Annotated in this window: 12 protein-coding genes; 3 read left to right on the forward strand and 9 right to left on the reverse strand. The window is 72.7% G+C overall.

Going from position 1 to position 13,873, the window contains the following annotated elements; all coding sequences use genetic code 11:
- Window positions 1-39: 39 nt before the first annotated feature.
- The 6 genes from whiA to AB0D29_RS12725 form a co-directional block, all read right to left on the reverse strand.
- Window positions 40-1,035, reverse strand: coding sequence for a DNA-binding protein WhiA (gene whiA, locus AB0D29_RS12700; protein WP_030009075.1), 996 nt, complete (start codon window positions 1,033-1,035; stop codon window positions 40-42).
- Window positions 1,026-2,081: a uridine diphosphate-N-acetylglucosamine-binding protein YvcK gene (gene yvcK / locus AB0D29_RS12705; RefSeq protein ID WP_362853770.1), complete on the reverse strand. Its 1,056-nt coding sequence runs from the start codon at window positions 2,079-2,081 to the stop codon at window positions 1,026-1,028. The genes whiA and yvcK overlap by 10 nt, the downstream gene beginning before the upstream one ends.
- The gene (rapZ, locus tag AB0D29_RS12710) at window positions 2,078-3,025 is read right to left on the reverse strand and encodes an RNase adapter RapZ (protein ID WP_030388929.1); all 948 of its coding nucleotides are present in this window, start codon (window positions 3,023-3,025) and stop codon (window positions 2,078-2,080) included. Before rapZ ends, yvcK begins: the two co-directional genes overlap by 4 nt.
- Window positions 3,022-5,058, reverse strand: a complete 2,037-nt coding sequence (gene uvrC, locus AB0D29_RS12715) for an excinuclease ABC subunit UvrC (protein WP_362853771.1) — start codon at window positions 5,056-5,058, stop codon at window positions 3,022-3,024. The genes rapZ and uvrC overlap by 4 nt, the downstream gene beginning before the upstream one ends.
- A gap of 241 nt (window positions 5,059-5,299) precedes the next feature.
- Window positions 5,300-6,082, reverse strand: a complete 783-nt coding sequence (locus tag AB0D29_RS12720) for a hypothetical protein (RefSeq protein WP_362854025.1) — start codon at window positions 6,080-6,082, stop codon at window positions 5,300-5,302.
- A 5-nt stretch (window positions 6,083-6,087) separates the two neighbouring features.
- Entirely contained in the window at window positions 6,088-6,684 is a 597-nt protein-coding gene (locus AB0D29_RS12725) for a papain-like cysteine protease family protein (RefSeq protein ID WP_362853773.1), read from the reverse strand.
- Window positions 6,685-6,913: 229 nt separating this feature from the next.
- Between AB0D29_RS12725 and AB0D29_RS12730 the strand changes: the two genes are divergently transcribed.
- A complete protein-coding gene (locus tag AB0D29_RS12730; RefSeq protein ID WP_362853775.1) occupies window positions 6,914-7,846 on the forward strand; it encodes a hypothetical protein in 933 nt (310 codons plus the stop codon).
- Window positions 7,847-7,857: 11 nt separating this feature from the next.
- Here AB0D29_RS12730 and AB0D29_RS12735 read toward each other — a convergent pair whose 3' ends face one another.
- The gene (locus AB0D29_RS12735; RefSeq protein WP_362853777.1) at window positions 7,858-8,289 is read right to left on the reverse strand and encodes a Rieske (2Fe-2S) protein; all 432 of its coding nucleotides are present in this window, start codon (window positions 8,287-8,289) and stop codon (window positions 7,858-7,860) included.
- 126 nt (window positions 8,290-8,415) lie between these two features.
- On the opposite strand from AB0D29_RS12735, the gene AB0D29_RS12740 reads away from it, so the two are divergent.
- Window positions 8,416-9,297, forward strand: coding sequence for a carbohydrate kinase (locus AB0D29_RS12740; protein ID WP_362853778.1), 882 nt, complete (start codon window positions 8,416-8,418; stop codon window positions 9,295-9,297).
- On the opposite strand, the gene AB0D29_RS12745 is transcribed toward AB0D29_RS12740, so the two are convergent.
- Window positions 9,287-9,898, reverse strand: coding sequence for a TetR/AcrR family transcriptional regulator (locus tag AB0D29_RS12745; protein ID WP_362853779.1), 612 nt, complete (start codon window positions 9,896-9,898; stop codon window positions 9,287-9,289). The two genes, AB0D29_RS12740 and AB0D29_RS12745, sit on opposite strands and share 11 nt — an antisense overlap.
- Before the next feature lie 74 nt (window positions 9,899-9,972).
- Between AB0D29_RS12745 and AB0D29_RS12750 the strand changes: the two genes are divergently transcribed.
- Window positions 9,973-10,623 carry an NAD(P)H-binding protein gene (locus AB0D29_RS12750; protein ID WP_362853781.1) on the forward strand — a complete coding sequence of 217 codons (651 nt, stop codon included), beginning with the start codon at window positions 9,973-9,975 and terminating at the stop codon, window positions 10,621-10,623.
- Between the two features lie 156 nt (window positions 10,624-10,779).
- On the opposite strand, the gene uvrA is transcribed toward AB0D29_RS12750, so the two are convergent.
- Window positions 10,780-13,752 (reverse strand): excinuclease ABC subunit UvrA, encoded by a 2,973-nt coding sequence (gene uvrA / locus AB0D29_RS12755; protein WP_362853783.1) that lies wholly within the window; start codon window positions 13,750-13,752, stop codon window positions 10,780-10,782.
- Between the last annotated feature and the right edge of the window lie 121 nt (window positions 13,753-13,873).

Consider the following 13,873-nt stretch of genomic DNA (forward strand, 5'->3'; position numbering starts at 1 on the left):
GTGATCGTGCGGGCCCCTTTGCCGTACAGGGACCGTCGGCTAACCGGCCATGTTGTCGGCCATCTCCTCGCTGAGGTCGAGGTTCGACTCGGTGCCCGGGATGCCGAGGTCCTGGGCCCGCTTGTCGGCCATCGCCAGCAGGCGGCGGATCCGGCCCGCCACGGCGTCCTTGGTCAGCGGCGGGTCGGCGAGCGCGCCCAGCTCCTCCAGGGAGGCCTGCTTGTGCTCCATCCGCAGCCGGCCGGCCGCGGCGAGGTGCTCGGGGACCTCCTCGCCGAGGATCTCCAGCGCACGCTGCACGCGGGCTCCGGCAGCCACCGCGGCCCGCGCCGAGCGGCGCAGGTTGGCGTCGTCGAAGTTGGCGAGGCGGTTGGCGGTGGCGCGCACCTCGCGCCGCATCCGCCGCTCCTCCCAGGCCAGCACGGACTCGTGGGCGCCGAGGCGGGTCAGCAGGGCGCCGATCGCGTCACCGTCACGGACGACGACCCGGTCGACCCCGCGCACCTCGCGCGCCTTGGCGGCGATGGAGAGCCTGCGTGCGGCGCCCACCAGGGCCAGGGCGGCCTCCGGGCCGGGGCAGGTGACCTCCAGGGAGGAGGACCGGCCCGGCTCGGTGAGCGAGCCGTGGGCCAGGAAGGCGCCGCGCCACGCCGCCTCGGCGTCACAGGTGGCCCCGGAGACCACCTGCGGCGGAAGGCCCCGGATGGGGCGCCCACGGCCGTCCACGAGGCCCGTCTGGCGCGCCAGCTGGTCGCCGCCGGCCACGACGCGGACCACGTAGCGGCTGCCGCGGCGCAGTCCGCCGGGGGCCATCACCACCAGGTCCGAGGAATGGCCGAAGATCTCCAGGATGTCCTTGCGCAGGCGTCTGGCCGCGATCCCGGTGTCGAGCTCCGCCTCGATGACGATGCGGCCGCTCACCAGGTGCAGGCCGCCCGCGAACCGAAGGATCGCCGAGACCTCCGCCTTCCTGCAGCAGGTCCGGGTGACGGGGAGGCGGGAGATCTCATCCTTCACCGCGGGCGTCATCGCCATGGGCCGATCCTTCCATGCATCCGAAAAATACGGTCGTACGCGGCGGCCAGCAGCTCCGGATCGTGCTTCGGAGAACCGTCCTGCCTGGCCACGGGGGCCAGCTCGACCGCGGCACCGAACCGTTTCGCGGCATCGGCGAGGGACTCGCGGTCGGGCACGGCGGCCTCGTCGGCCAGCACCACGTCCAGGGCGAGTTTAGGGGCGTGTCGGGCCAAAACCTCCAAATGACGCTGCGGAGAGAAGCCCTCTGTTTCGCCGGGCTGCGGCGCGAGGTTCAGCGAGAGGACCCGCCGGGCCTTCGTCTCGACCAGTGCGTCGAGCAATTCCGGCACCAGCAGGTGCGGAATGACGGAGGAGAACCAGGACCCCGGGCCGAGCACCACCCAGTCGGCGTCGAGGACCGCCGCGACGGCCTCCGGCACGGCCGGCGGGTCGCTGGGCACCACCTGTACGGAGAGCACCTCGCCCGGGGTCAGGGCCACGGTGGCCTGCCCGCGGACGGTGTCCACGTCCTCGGGTCTGGCCGGATCGTGCCCCCTGACCAGAGCCTGGAGCTCCAGCGGCACCGCCGACATCGGCAGCACCCGGCCCTGGGCACCGAGCAGCCTGCCCACCAGGTCGAGGGCCTGGACGGGGTCGCCGAGCTGTTCCCACAGGGCGACGATCAGCAGGTTGCCGACGGCGTGCCCGTGCAGGTCGCCCTCGGACTGGAAGCGGTGCTGGATGACCCGGGCCCAGGTCTGGCCCCAGTCGTCGTCCCCGCACAGGGCGGCCAGCGCCTTGCGCAGGTCGCCGGGCGGCAGCACGCCGAGCTCCTCCCGGAGCCGGCCGCTGGAGCCGCCGTCGTCGGCGACGGTGACCACGGCCGTGAGGTCACCGGTGATCCGGCGCAGGGCGGCGAGGGAGGCCGACAGGCCCTGGCCGCCGCCGAGCGCGACCACCTTGGGCGCGGCGCCGCGCCGGCGGCCGGAGCGGCCCGCGCCGTCCTCGCCCCGTCCCGGGGTGAGGCGGCGCAGACGGCTCAGCCGCGGGGTCCGTGCGGTCACTCGCGCCCCATGTCCCGGTGGACGACGACGGTCTCGACTCCCTCGGAGGCGAGGCGGGCGGCGAGCTTCTCGGACATGGCCACGCTGCGGTGCTTGCCGCCCGTGCAGCCGACCGCGATGGTCACGTACCGCTTGCCCTCACGGCGGTAGCCGGTGGCGATGAGCTGGAGCAGCTCGGTGTAGCGGTCGAGGAACTCCTTGGCGCCGGGCTGGCTGAAGACGTACCCCGACACCTCCTCGTTGAGCCCGGTGAAGGGGCGCAGTTCCGGGACCCAGTGCGGGTTCGGGATGAAGCGGCAGTCGACGACGAGGTCGGCGTCGACGGGGAGGCCGTACTTGTAGCCGAAGGACATGACGGTGGCCCGCAGCTCGGGCTCCTCGTCCCCGGCGAACTGGGCGTCCATCTTGGCGCGCAGCTCGTGCACGTTCAGGCTGGAGGTGTCGATCACCAGGTCGGCGTCGCCGCGCAGCTCGCGCAGCAGGTCGCGCTCGGCGGCGATGCCGTCGGTGATGCGCCCGTCACCCTGGAGCGGGTGCGGACGGCGGACCGATTCGAAGCGGCGGACCAGCGCGTCGTCGGAGGACTCCAGGAAGACGATCCGGCGGGTGACGCCCTTGCTGTCGAGGTCGGCGAGGGACTCGCGCAGTGCGTCGAAGAACTGGCGGCCGCGCACGTCCACGACGACGGCGATGCGCGCCACGTTGCCCTGGGAGCGGGCGCCGAGCTCCACCATGGTGGGGATCAGCGCCGGCGGGAGGTTGTCGACGACGAACCAGCCGAGGTCCTCCAGACACTTGGCCGCCGTACTGCGGCCGGCCCCGGACATGCCGGAGATGATCACCAGCTCGGGGATGGCCGCCTCGGCGGTCTCGCCGGGCTCCGCTGTCGTGCCCGTACTCACCTGTGCTCCGTCTCGGTCGTGCGTGGTCTCGTGCTCGGTCATTGCTCGGTCCCCCGTTCGGACGATGGCTCCCGGCTGTCGCCGGGAGGTGCCCCCACCCGCGGGGGCGGGGTCTCATCCTCAATGATCTCTCCTGTCGCCGTGTTGACGGCAGGGCCGGCGGGGACCGCCCCGGCGAGGGCCGCGGCCACGGTCTCGGCCGTCTTGCGTCCTATGCCCGGGACCTCGCAGATCTGGTCGATTGTCGCCTGTCTCAGCTTCTTCACCGAACCGAAGTGCTTGACCAGGGCTTGTTTGCGGCTCTCGCCTAGGCCGGGCACCTCGTCCAGGGGGCCCGCCTTCAGGCGCTTGCCGCGCTTGTTGCGCTGGTACTGGATGGCGAAGCGGTGGGCTTCGTCACGCACCCGCTGGAGCAGGTAGAGGCCCTCACTCGTGCGGGGCAGCACGACCGGGTCGTCCTCGCCGGGCAGCCAGACCTCCTCCAGCCGCTTGGCCAGGCCGCACACGGCGACGTCGTCCACCCCGAGCTCCTCCAGGGCCCGCTTGGCGGCGGCGACCTGCGGCTGTCCGCCGTCGACGACGACGAGCTGGGGCGGGTACGCGAAGCGCTTGGGCCGCCCGTCGTCCTCGGGCACCGCGCCCTCGCCCTCCTCGGCCTCCCACTCGCCGGTCTTCAGCTTCTCCTGGAGGTAGCGGCGGAAGCGCCGCGAGACCACCTCGTGCATGGAGCGGACGTCGTCCTGCCCCTCGAACGACTTGATCTGGAAGCGCCGGTACTCGCTCTTGCGGGCCAGCCCGTCCTCGAACACCACCATCGACGCGACGACGTCGTCCCCCTGGAGGTGGGAGATGTCGAAGCACTCGATGCGCAGCGGGGCGCCGTCGAGCTCCAGGGCCTCGGCGATCTCCTCCAGGGCCCGCGAGCGCGTGGTGAGGTCGCTGGCGCGCTTGGTCTTGTGCAGGGCGAGGGACTGGAGCGCGTTGCGGTGGACGGTCTCCATGAGGGCCTTCTTGTCGCCGCGCTGCGGTATCCGCAGGCTGACCTGGGACCCGCGGCGGTCGGCGAGCCACTGGCTCAGCACGGGCGTGTCCTCCGGCAGCGCCGGGACCAGCACCTCCTTGGGGACGGCCTCGCCCTTCTCCTCGCCGTACAGCTGCTGGAGGGCGTGCTCGACGAGCCCGGCGGTGTCGACGGCCTCCACCTTGTCGGTGACCCAGCCGCGCTGGCCGCGGACGCGGCCGCCGCGCACGTGGAAGATCTGCACCGCCGCTTCGAGCTCGTCCTCGGCGACCGCGATCAGGTCGGCGTCGGTGGCGTCGGCCAGCACGACGGCGTTCTTCTCCATGGCCCGGCGCAGCGCCCCCACGTCGTCGCGCAGCCGGGCGGCCTTCTCGTACTCCATCTCCTCGGCGGCCTCGTGCATCTCCCGCTCCAGGCGGGAGAGGTACGTCCCCGTCCGCCCGGCCATGAAGTCGCAGAAGTCCTCGGCCAGTTCGCGGTGCTCATCGGGGGTGACGCGGCCGACGCAGGGCGCGGAGCACTTGCCGATGTAGCCGAGCAGGCAGGGGCGGCCGATCTGGGCGGAGCGCTTGAACACTCCGGCGGAGCAGGTCCGTACCGGGAACACCCGGAGCATCAGGTCGACGGTCTCGCGGATGGCCCAGGCGTGCCCGTACGGACCGAAGTAGCGCACGCCCTTCTTCTTGGGCCCGCGCATGACCTGGACCCGGGGGTACTCCTCGTTCATGGTCACGGCGAGGGAGGGGTAGCTCTTGTCGTCCCGGTACTTGACGTTGAACCGGGGGTCGAACTCCTTGATCCACGAATACTCCAGCTGGAGCGCCTCGACCTCGGTGGACACCACGGTCCACTCGACGGAGGCGGCCGTGGTCACCATGGTGGCGGTACGGGGGTGCAGCCCGGCGACGTCCTGGAAGTAACTGGCCAGGCGCTGGCGCAGGCTCTTGGCCTTCCCGACGTAGATCACCCGGCGGTGCTCGTCGCGGAACTTGTAGACCCCCGGGGAGTCGGGGATCTGCCCCGGCTGGGGGCGATAGCTGGAAGGGTCGGCCATGCCAACCACCCTACTGGCGCGGTCCGACAACCGGCCGTAGCCCCCGGGTCCGTCCGTAAGCTCCCCGGGCTCCGCCCGCCCCCGAAAGAACGGGGCTCCGCCCCGGAGCCCGGTCCTCAAACGCCGGACGGGCTGAAATATCCAGCCCCGCCGGCGTTTGAGGCGCGGGGTCCGGGGCGGAGCCCCGTCTTTCAGCCTCGCCGGCGTTTGAGGCGCGGGGTCCGGGGCGGAGCCCCGGGAGCTACGCCACGACGGCTCGGCGGCGGCGCAGGGCCAGCGCCCCCGCCCCGCCCAGCGCGAGCGCCCCGGCGGCAGCCACCACCCCGACGGGAGTCCCGGCGGCCCCGGCCGAGGCTTCGGCATACCCGCCCGCCATGCCCCGCGAGGCATACGCGGAGCCCGGCAGCTTGTCCCCGTAGGCGGCGGTCACCCGGGCCCGGTACCCGTCCAGGCTCGCACCCCCCGCGCCCACGGCCCGCACCGCGTCCTCGTCCAGCGGCAGCACCCGATCGCCCCCGGCCACGTACCACGCGTCGATCTGCGGCTCCCGGAACACCGTCCCGCCGGGCAGTTTCTCCGCGCCCAGCCGCGCGTAGCGGAATTCGTCGTCGCCGGTGGCGATGTTCACCACCTGCCAGCCCGCCTCCGTCCGCGCCGTCCACAGCGCGGCCTGCTGCCCGTCGGAGGAGACCGCCTTGCTTGCGAGGAACTCCAGGCGGGCGACGGACGCTCCCGGCCGGCCCGCGACGAAGTCCGGGGAGAGGTGGTTGACCGGTATCGCCTCGCCCTCGATCCGGGGCTGGGCGGCCGCGAGGGAGACCTTGCCCTCCCGGGCGAAGAAGCGGGAGACGGTGGCCAGGGTGTCGGGTGCGGTGGCCGCCCGCGCGGCGGCGGCCCGGTTCTCGGCGGTGGCGGCCTCGGGCTGCGGCACGGGGCCCCCGGGAGCCGCGGCGGCGAGCGGGGCGAGGCCGAGGAGGGCGGTGGCGGCGAGGACCGCGGCGGCGGCGGTGACGCGCAGGGTCATGGCGGTCACGCCCCGATCCGGTAGAGCGAGTGGGTCCAGGAGAAGGTGCTGTTGTTCACGTACCAGGCGTGCGAGGCCCAGTTGTAGCGGTCGCTGGAGGGCCAGGGGTCGCCCCAGTAGACCCAGTTGCTGGCGGTGTCGTAGCCGTAGACGACGTGCATGTGGCCGCCGCCGTTCGACCACTGGATCCGGGTCTCGATCGGCCGGTCGGCGTTGATCTCGGTCTGGACGGTGGAGTACTGGAGCCAGCCGGTGACGTACGAGCCGGGGTTGATGCCGGCCCAGCGCAGCCCGGTCTGGACGTTGCCGAGGGTGGCCTGGTTGTTGGGGCATTCGCCGCCCTGCTGGCGGTTGAAGGCGGCGTTGCAGAACTGGTTCTGGCTGTAGTTCCGGCCGAACCAGGTGGCGATGGTGTTGCCGCCCGCGGCCCAGCACCAGTTGGTCTTCTGCTGCGCCTGCATGGTGATGTTCAGGCGCTTGTAGGCCAGGGCGGAGTCGGTGCCGGTCTCGGCTGCCGTGGCGGTGGCGGTGCCGACGGGCAGGGTGAACAGCACGGCGGTGAGGGCGGCGGCCAGGGAAAGCCGCCGGTTTCGGTTGCGCATCGCGTTCCTCCCAGTGTGGGGATTGGGGGGTGGAGGAGCGCGTCCGGACGCTGTGGAGGAGCATCAAGCAGTTGTCGCGATCAGGTCAACACGCTTCAATACGCGGTGACGTTGCAGTGTGAACGGTGGGGCTGTGGTGTGAACGGTTGCTGTCGTTCCACCTGGTCCCCCGGAGCCTCGGGCGCGATCCTCCGCGCCGACGCGTGTGAACGTTCACAGAGGAGTCGTGATGGCGCCGACCGGGGACACGGCCGAACTCGGCCGGTTACTGCGCGGCGGCCCCTTCCACCTCGCCCTGCGCGCCGCCCTCGCCGCGCGCGGACTGCCCCTGCACCGGGTCCAGCACCGGCTGGCGGCCAGGGGCATCAAGGTCGGTGTCACCAGCCTCAGTTACTGGCAGCAGGGCGCCCGGCGGCCGCGTCACGCGGAGTCGCTGCGGGCCGTCACGGCCCTGGAGCAGATCCTGGAGCTGCCCGACGGCGCCCTCCTGCGCCTGCTCGCCACGCCGGAGCCCGGCCCGGGGCCGGCCCGTCCGGCCACCCGCTCGTACCGGGCCCTGTTCAGCATGGGCGGCACGGTGGAGCGGCTGCTGGACGGGATGGAGCTGCCGCCCGACGGCGGACTGCACTCGCTCGGCCACCACGAGCGGGTCCGCATCGGCCCGGCGGGCGAGCTGCGGGTCCGCGAGTCGCAGCAGATCGTCCGGGCGCACCGCGACGGGGTCGACCGCTACCTCGCCGTCCACCACGGCGACCCGGGCTGCGACGTGTCCCGGATCCGCGTGGCGGCGTACGAGAACTGCCGCACGGGCCGGGTGCGCTGCCATCCGGAGGCCGGGGTGGTGGTCGCGGAGCTGCTCTTCGACGCGCGGCTGCGGCGCGGGGACACCTACGTCTTCGGCTACGGCATCGAGGACGGTACGGGCGCCCGCAGCGGCGAGTACGTGCGCGGCTTCAGCTACGCGGGCGGCCAGTACATGCTCCAGGTCCGCTTCGACGAGGCGGCCCTGCCGGTGCGCTGCCGGCGCTTCGCCCGCACCGGGCCGAACGCCCCGCGCACGGGCCTCGTGGACCTGACGCCCGGCGGCCGGCACCGGGCGGTGCACCTGGTGGAGCAGACGGTGCGGCGCGGGATCCTCGGGATCACCTGGGACTGGGAGTGACCTGCGCGGGGTCAGCCCGCGATGAGCTTGCCGTTCTCGGCCCGGACCGGGACGGCGGGCAGCGGGGAGGCCGCCGGGCCGCGCAGGACCTTGCCGGTGGCCACGTCGAACCGGCTGCCGTGGCAGGGGCAGTTGCCCTGACCCTCGACGATCTTGTCGAGCACGCAGCCGGCGTGCGTGCACTGGGCGCTGAACGCCGTGTACCGGCCCTCCGCCGGGCAGCTGACGATCAGCTTCCGCTCCCGGTACAGCTTGGCGCCGCCCACCGGGACGTCGGCCGCGGCGCCGAGCTCCACCGGCGCGGTGGGCGTGGCGGGGGTGTTGCCCCCGCTGTCGGTCTCGGTGGAGCAGGCCGCGAGCGTCACTCCGGCGCCGGCGGCCCCGGCGAGCGCTGCGGCGCCCTTGAGGACGGTACGGCGGGCGGCTGACTGCGGCGCGGGCATGCGGTTCTCCTGGGGTGCGGGCACGGTGGGGCGGGGTACGGGCACGGGCCGTGGCGCGGGCCGGGGCCCGGCCGGGGCACCGGCCCACCCGACGATACCGCCGCCGCATGGGGTACCTTCCCCCGCGTGATCGTCGTCGGCGGAGAAGCCCTCATCGACCTGGTGCCCGCGCAGCGGCCGCCGGGCGCGCTGCTGCCCCGGCCGGGCGGCGGACCGTACAACACCGCGCTCGCCCTCGGGCGGCTCGGCGCCGAGGCGGCCTTCTGCTCGCGGGTCTCGACGGACGGCTTCGGCGAGAGCCTGCTGGCCGGGCTGCGCGCGGCCGGGGTCGACGTGTCCCTGGTCCAGCGCGGACCGGAGCCGACCACCCTCGCCGTGCCCTCGCTGGCCCCGGACGGCTCGGCCTCGTACGGCTTCTACGTCGAGGGCACGGCGGACCGGCTGTTCACCCTGCCGCCCGCCCTCCCCGACGGGGTACGGGCCCTCGCGCTCGGCACCTGCTCGCTGGTCCTGGAACCGGGCGCGAGCGCGTACGAGGCCCTGCTGCGCCGGGAGTCGCGGCGCGGGCTGCTGACCCTGCTGGACCCCAACATCCGGCCGGCGCTGATCGCGGAACCGGCGGCGTACCGGGCACGCTTCCTGGAGCGGCTGCTGCCGAGCACGACCGTCCTCAAGCTGTCCGAGGAGGACGCGGCCTGGCTGGGCGGCGGGGTCCGCGACTGGCTGGCGGCGGGACCCTCGGCGGTGGTTCTGACCCGGGGCGCGGCGGGTCTGACCGTCTGGACGCGAGAGGGTGCGGAGCACTCGGTGGCGGCCCGCCGGGTCGCGGTGGCCGACACGATCGGGGCGGGCGACACCGTCAACGCCGCCCTGCTGCACCGGCTCGCCGGGGCGCCGGGGCAGCCGGTGGACTGGCCGGACGTCCTGGCCTACGCCGCCCACGCGGCGGCCCTGACCTGCACGCGGGCGGGCGCGGAGCCCCCGTACGCGGCGGAGCTCAGCGGATAGCGGCCCACACGGTCCCGGCCACGGCCGGTGCGAACTCCTCCACCGGCTGGACCACTTGGGCGCCGGAGAAGTGCAGGAAGAAGGCCCGCTGGAAGCAGGCGCCGAGCAGCAGGGCGGCGGCGGCCGCCGGATCGGCGTCGGCCCGCAGCCGGCCGGCGTCGAGCTCCCGCCGCAGCCGGCCGGCCAGCGCGTCGAGGACCACGTGGGGCCCGGAGCCGATCTTCTGCACGCCCTCGCGGTGGCGGATGAGCAGGGCGGGTTCGGCGAAGAGCGAGGCGGCCATGGGCATGGCGTCGGCGTAGAAGAGCGAGGCGTGCCGGGCGATGTCGGTGAGCGCCTCCTCGACCCCCTGCTCCCCCGGATCGGGATCGGCGTCCAGGGCGGCCATGAGCGGGCCCGCGTTGGGGGTGCGCTCCATCAGCACGCGGACGAACAGTTCCTCTTTGTTCGCGAAGTACTTGTAGAGCGCGGCCTCAGAGCAGCCGGCCTCGCGGGCGATGGCCTTGGTGGTGGCGTTGGCCAGGCCGCTGGTGCGCATCAGCTTCTCGGCGGCGTCGAGCAGCCGCTCCGGGGTGGGACGGCTTGACTTCGGGGTGAGCATTCACTCACTCTAAAGGCAGGCACAGGTGAGTAAACACTCACCCACCCCCTCACCCCCTATGTCCGGGAGCCAGGATGAAACTCACGGTGTTCGGAGCCACGGGCGGCGTCGGCCGCGAGGTCGTCAGGCAGGCGCTGGCCGCGGGACACGAGGTCACGGCGGTCGTCCGCGACCCGGCCCGGCTGTCGGTGCCGGCCCACGACCGCCTCCAGGTGGCCGTCGTCACCGATCTGACGGACGAGGACGCGCTGGTCCCCGTCCTGGCGGGCCGGTCGGCGGTGATCTCGGCGCTCGGCGCGGCGAGCAACAAGCAGGCGAAGGCGGCCCCGGTGACGGGTCCGGCGGTGCGGGCCGTCCTCGCGGCGATGGACCGGGCGGGCGTGACCCGCCTCTCGGTCGTCAGCGCGGCCCCGGTGGGCCCGCCGGCGCAGGGCGAGAGCGTGCTCACCCGGGCGGTGGTCTACCCGCTGCTGCGCCGGCTGCTGCGCGACCTCTACGCGGACCTCGCGGTGATGGAGGCGGAGCTGAGCGCGAGCGGAGCCGAGTGGACGGTCATCCGCCCGCCGATGCTCCGCGACAAGCCGCACACGGGCACGTACCGCCGCGCGCTCGACGCCAACGTCCGCGGCGGCCGCGCCATCCCCCGCGCGGACGTCGCCGACGCCCTCCTCACCACCCTCACCGACCCGACCTACACCGCCCACACGCTGGGCGTCGCCTCCTAACGGCGCTCCGCGCCCGCGCCCCAAACGCCGGCAGGGCTTTCAGCCTCGCCGGCGTTTGAGGCGCGGGGGACCGGGGGCAGAGCCCCCGCAGCGGCGCCGCAGACGAAGAGGGGCCCGGCCGCAGCCGAGCCCCTCCCGCCGAGCTCCGCGCAGCGGCTACGCCTTGCGGGCCCGCGACGCCGTCTTCTTGGCCGGCGCCGCCTTCTTCGCAGCGGCGGCAGTCGCCTTCCTCGCGGCGGGCGCCTTCTTCGCCGCCGCCCGCGCCGGAGGCGTCCCGTCGGAGACCCGGTCCGCCCCCAGGATGTCCCGCAGGAACTTGCCCGTGTGGCTGGCCCCCACCGACGCCACCTGCTCCGGCGTGCCCTCGGCCACCACCAGGCCGCCGCCGTAGCCGCCCTCCGGGCCCATGTCGATGACCCAGTCCGCGGTCTTGATGACGTCCAGGTTGTGCTCGATGACGATCACCGAGTTCCCCTTGTCCACCAGCCCCGACAGCACCTTGATCAGCTTCGAGATGTCCTCGAAGTGCAGACCCGTCGTCGGCTCGTCCAGCACGTACACCGTGCGGCCCGTCGACCGCTTCTGCAGCTCGGAGGCGAGCTTCACGCGCTGCGCCTCACCACCCGACAGCGTCGGCGCCGACTGGCCGAGGCGGACGTAGCCCAGCCCGACCTCGTTCAGCGTCTTCAGGTGGCGCGCGATCGTCGGCACCGCCTCGAAGAAGCCCAGCGCCTCCTCGATCGGCATGTTCAGGACCTCGGCGATGGACTTGCCCTTGTAGTGGACCTCCAGCGTCTCCCGGTTGTACCGGGCGCCGTGGCACACCTCGCACGGGACGTAGACGTCCGGCAGGAAGTTCATCTCGATCTTGATCGTGCCGTCGCCGGAGCAGTTCTCGCACCGGCCGCCCTTCACGTTGAAGGAGAAGCGGCCCGGCAGGTAGCCGCGCACCTTCGCCTCCATCGTCTCCGCGAAGAGCTTGCGCACGTGGTCGAAGACACCGGTGTACGTGGCCGGGTTGGACCGCGGGGTCCGGCCGATCGGCGACTGGTCGACGTGCACGACCTTGTCGACGAGATCGTCCCCGTCCACCCGGGTGTGCCGTCCCGGCACCGAGCGGGCGCCGTTCAGCTCGCGCGCCAGGTGCGTGTAGAGGATGTCGTTGACCAGCGTCGACTTGCCCGAGCCGGACACACCGGTCACGGCCGTGAGCACGCCCAGCGGGAAGGACACGTCGATGTCCCGCAGGTTGTTCTCCTTGGCGCCGTGGACGGTGAGCCTGCGCTCGCCGTTCACGGGCCGGCGCACGTCCGGGATCGCGATGGAGCGCTTGCCCGACAGGTACTGCCCGGTCATCGACTCGGTGTTCTTCAGCAGGTCCTTCAGCGAACCGCTGTGCACCACCTTGCCGCCGTGCTCGCCCGCGCCCGGACCGATGTCGACGACCCAGTCGGCCACCTTGATGGTGTCCTCGTCGTGCTCGACGACGATGAGCGTGTTGCCCATGTCCCGCAGCCGTACCAGCGTCTCGATCAGCCGGTGGTTGTCCCGCTGGTGCAGGCCGATCGAGGGCTCGTCCAGTACGTACAGCACGCCGACCAGGCCGGAGCCGATCTGCGTGGCGAGCCGGATGCGCTGGGCCTCGCCGCCCGACAGGGTGCCGGCGGCCCGGTTGAGCGAGAGGTAGTCCAGACCGACGTCGACGAGGAAGCGGAGCCGCTCGTTGACCTCCTTCAGGACCCGCTCGGCGATCTTCTTGTCGCGGGCGTCGAGCCGCATCCGGCCCAGGAAGTCCGCGCACTCGCTGATCGACATGGCCGCGACCTCGGCGATGGACTTCTCCATCACCGTCACGGCGAGCACGATCGGCTTGAGGCGGGTGCCCTCACAGGTCGGGCAGGGCACCTCGCGCATGTAGCCCTCGAAGCGCTCGCGGCTGGCGTCGCTCTCCGACTCCGCGTGCCGCCGCTTGACGAACGGCACGGCGCCCTCGAAGGCCGTCGTGTACGCCCGCTCCCGCCCGTACCGGTTGCGGTAGCGGACCTCGATCTGCGTCTTGTGCCCGTAGAGCAGGGCCTTCTTGGCGCGCGCCGGCAGCCCGGCCCACGGGATGTCGGTCCGGAAGCCCAGCTCCCCGGCGAGCGCGCCGATCAGCCGCTGGAAGTAGTCCTTGGTGTGGCCGAGGGACCACGGGGAGACCGCGCCCTCGTCCAGGGACTTGTCCTCGTCCGGAATGATCAGCTCGGGGTCGACCTCCATGCGCGTGCCGATGCCGGTGCACTCGGGGCAGGCGCCGAAGGGCGAGTTGAAGGAGAAGGAGCGCGGCTCCAGCTCCTCGAAGGAGAGGTCGTCGTACGGGCAGTAGAGGTGCTCGGAGTACATCCGCTCGCGCTCGGGGTCGTCCTCGGCGAGGTCGACGAAGTCCAGGATCACCATGCCGCCGGAGAGGCCGAGGGCCGTCTCCACGGAGTCGGTGAGCCGGCGCTTGGCGCTGTCCTTGACGGTGAGGCGGTCGATGACCACCTCGATCGTGTGCTTCTCCTGCTTCTTCAGGGTGGGCGGCTCGGAGAGCTGGATGGTCTCCCCGTCCACCCGGGCCCGGCTGTAGCCCTTGGTCTGCAGGTCGGCGAAGAGGTCGACGAACTCGCCCTTGCGCTCGCGCACCAGCGGCGAGAGCACCTGGAAGCGGCTGCCCTCGGGGAGCGCGAGCACCTTGTCGACGATCGCCTGCGGCGACTGGCGCGAGATGGGGCGGCGGCACTCGGGACAGTGCGGCTTGCCGATGCGGGCGAAGAGGAGGCGCAGGTAGTCGTAGACCTCGGTGATGGTGCCCACGGTCGAGCGCGGGTTGCGCGAGGTCGACTTCTGGTCGATCGAGACGGCCGGGGAGAGGCCCTCGATGAAGTCGACGTCGGGCTTGTCCATCTGCCCGAGGAACTGGCGTGCGTACGACGAGAGCGACTCGACGTAGCGGCGCTGACCCTCGGCGAAGATCGTGTCGAAGGCCAGGGAGGACTTGCCCGAGCCGGAGAGTCCGGTGAAGACGATGAGCGAATCGCGGGGCAGGTCGAGCGAGACGTTCTTGAGGTTGTGCTCGCGAGCGCCACGAACGATGAGACGGTCGGTCACGCCGGTCCGCACCTTTCTTGAGAGAGCGGGGGCACCGGGCCCCCGTCCCAGGGTATGGGGGGCGCCTCTGCGGTGGAGATGGAGTCTGGACTTCGAGCGTATAGCACGCACATTCGATTTA

The sequence above is a fragment of the Streptomyces sp. NPDC048424 genome (genome assembly GCF_040651555.1).
GTDB lineage: Bacteria > Actinomycetota > Actinomycetes > Streptomycetales > Streptomycetaceae > Streptomyces.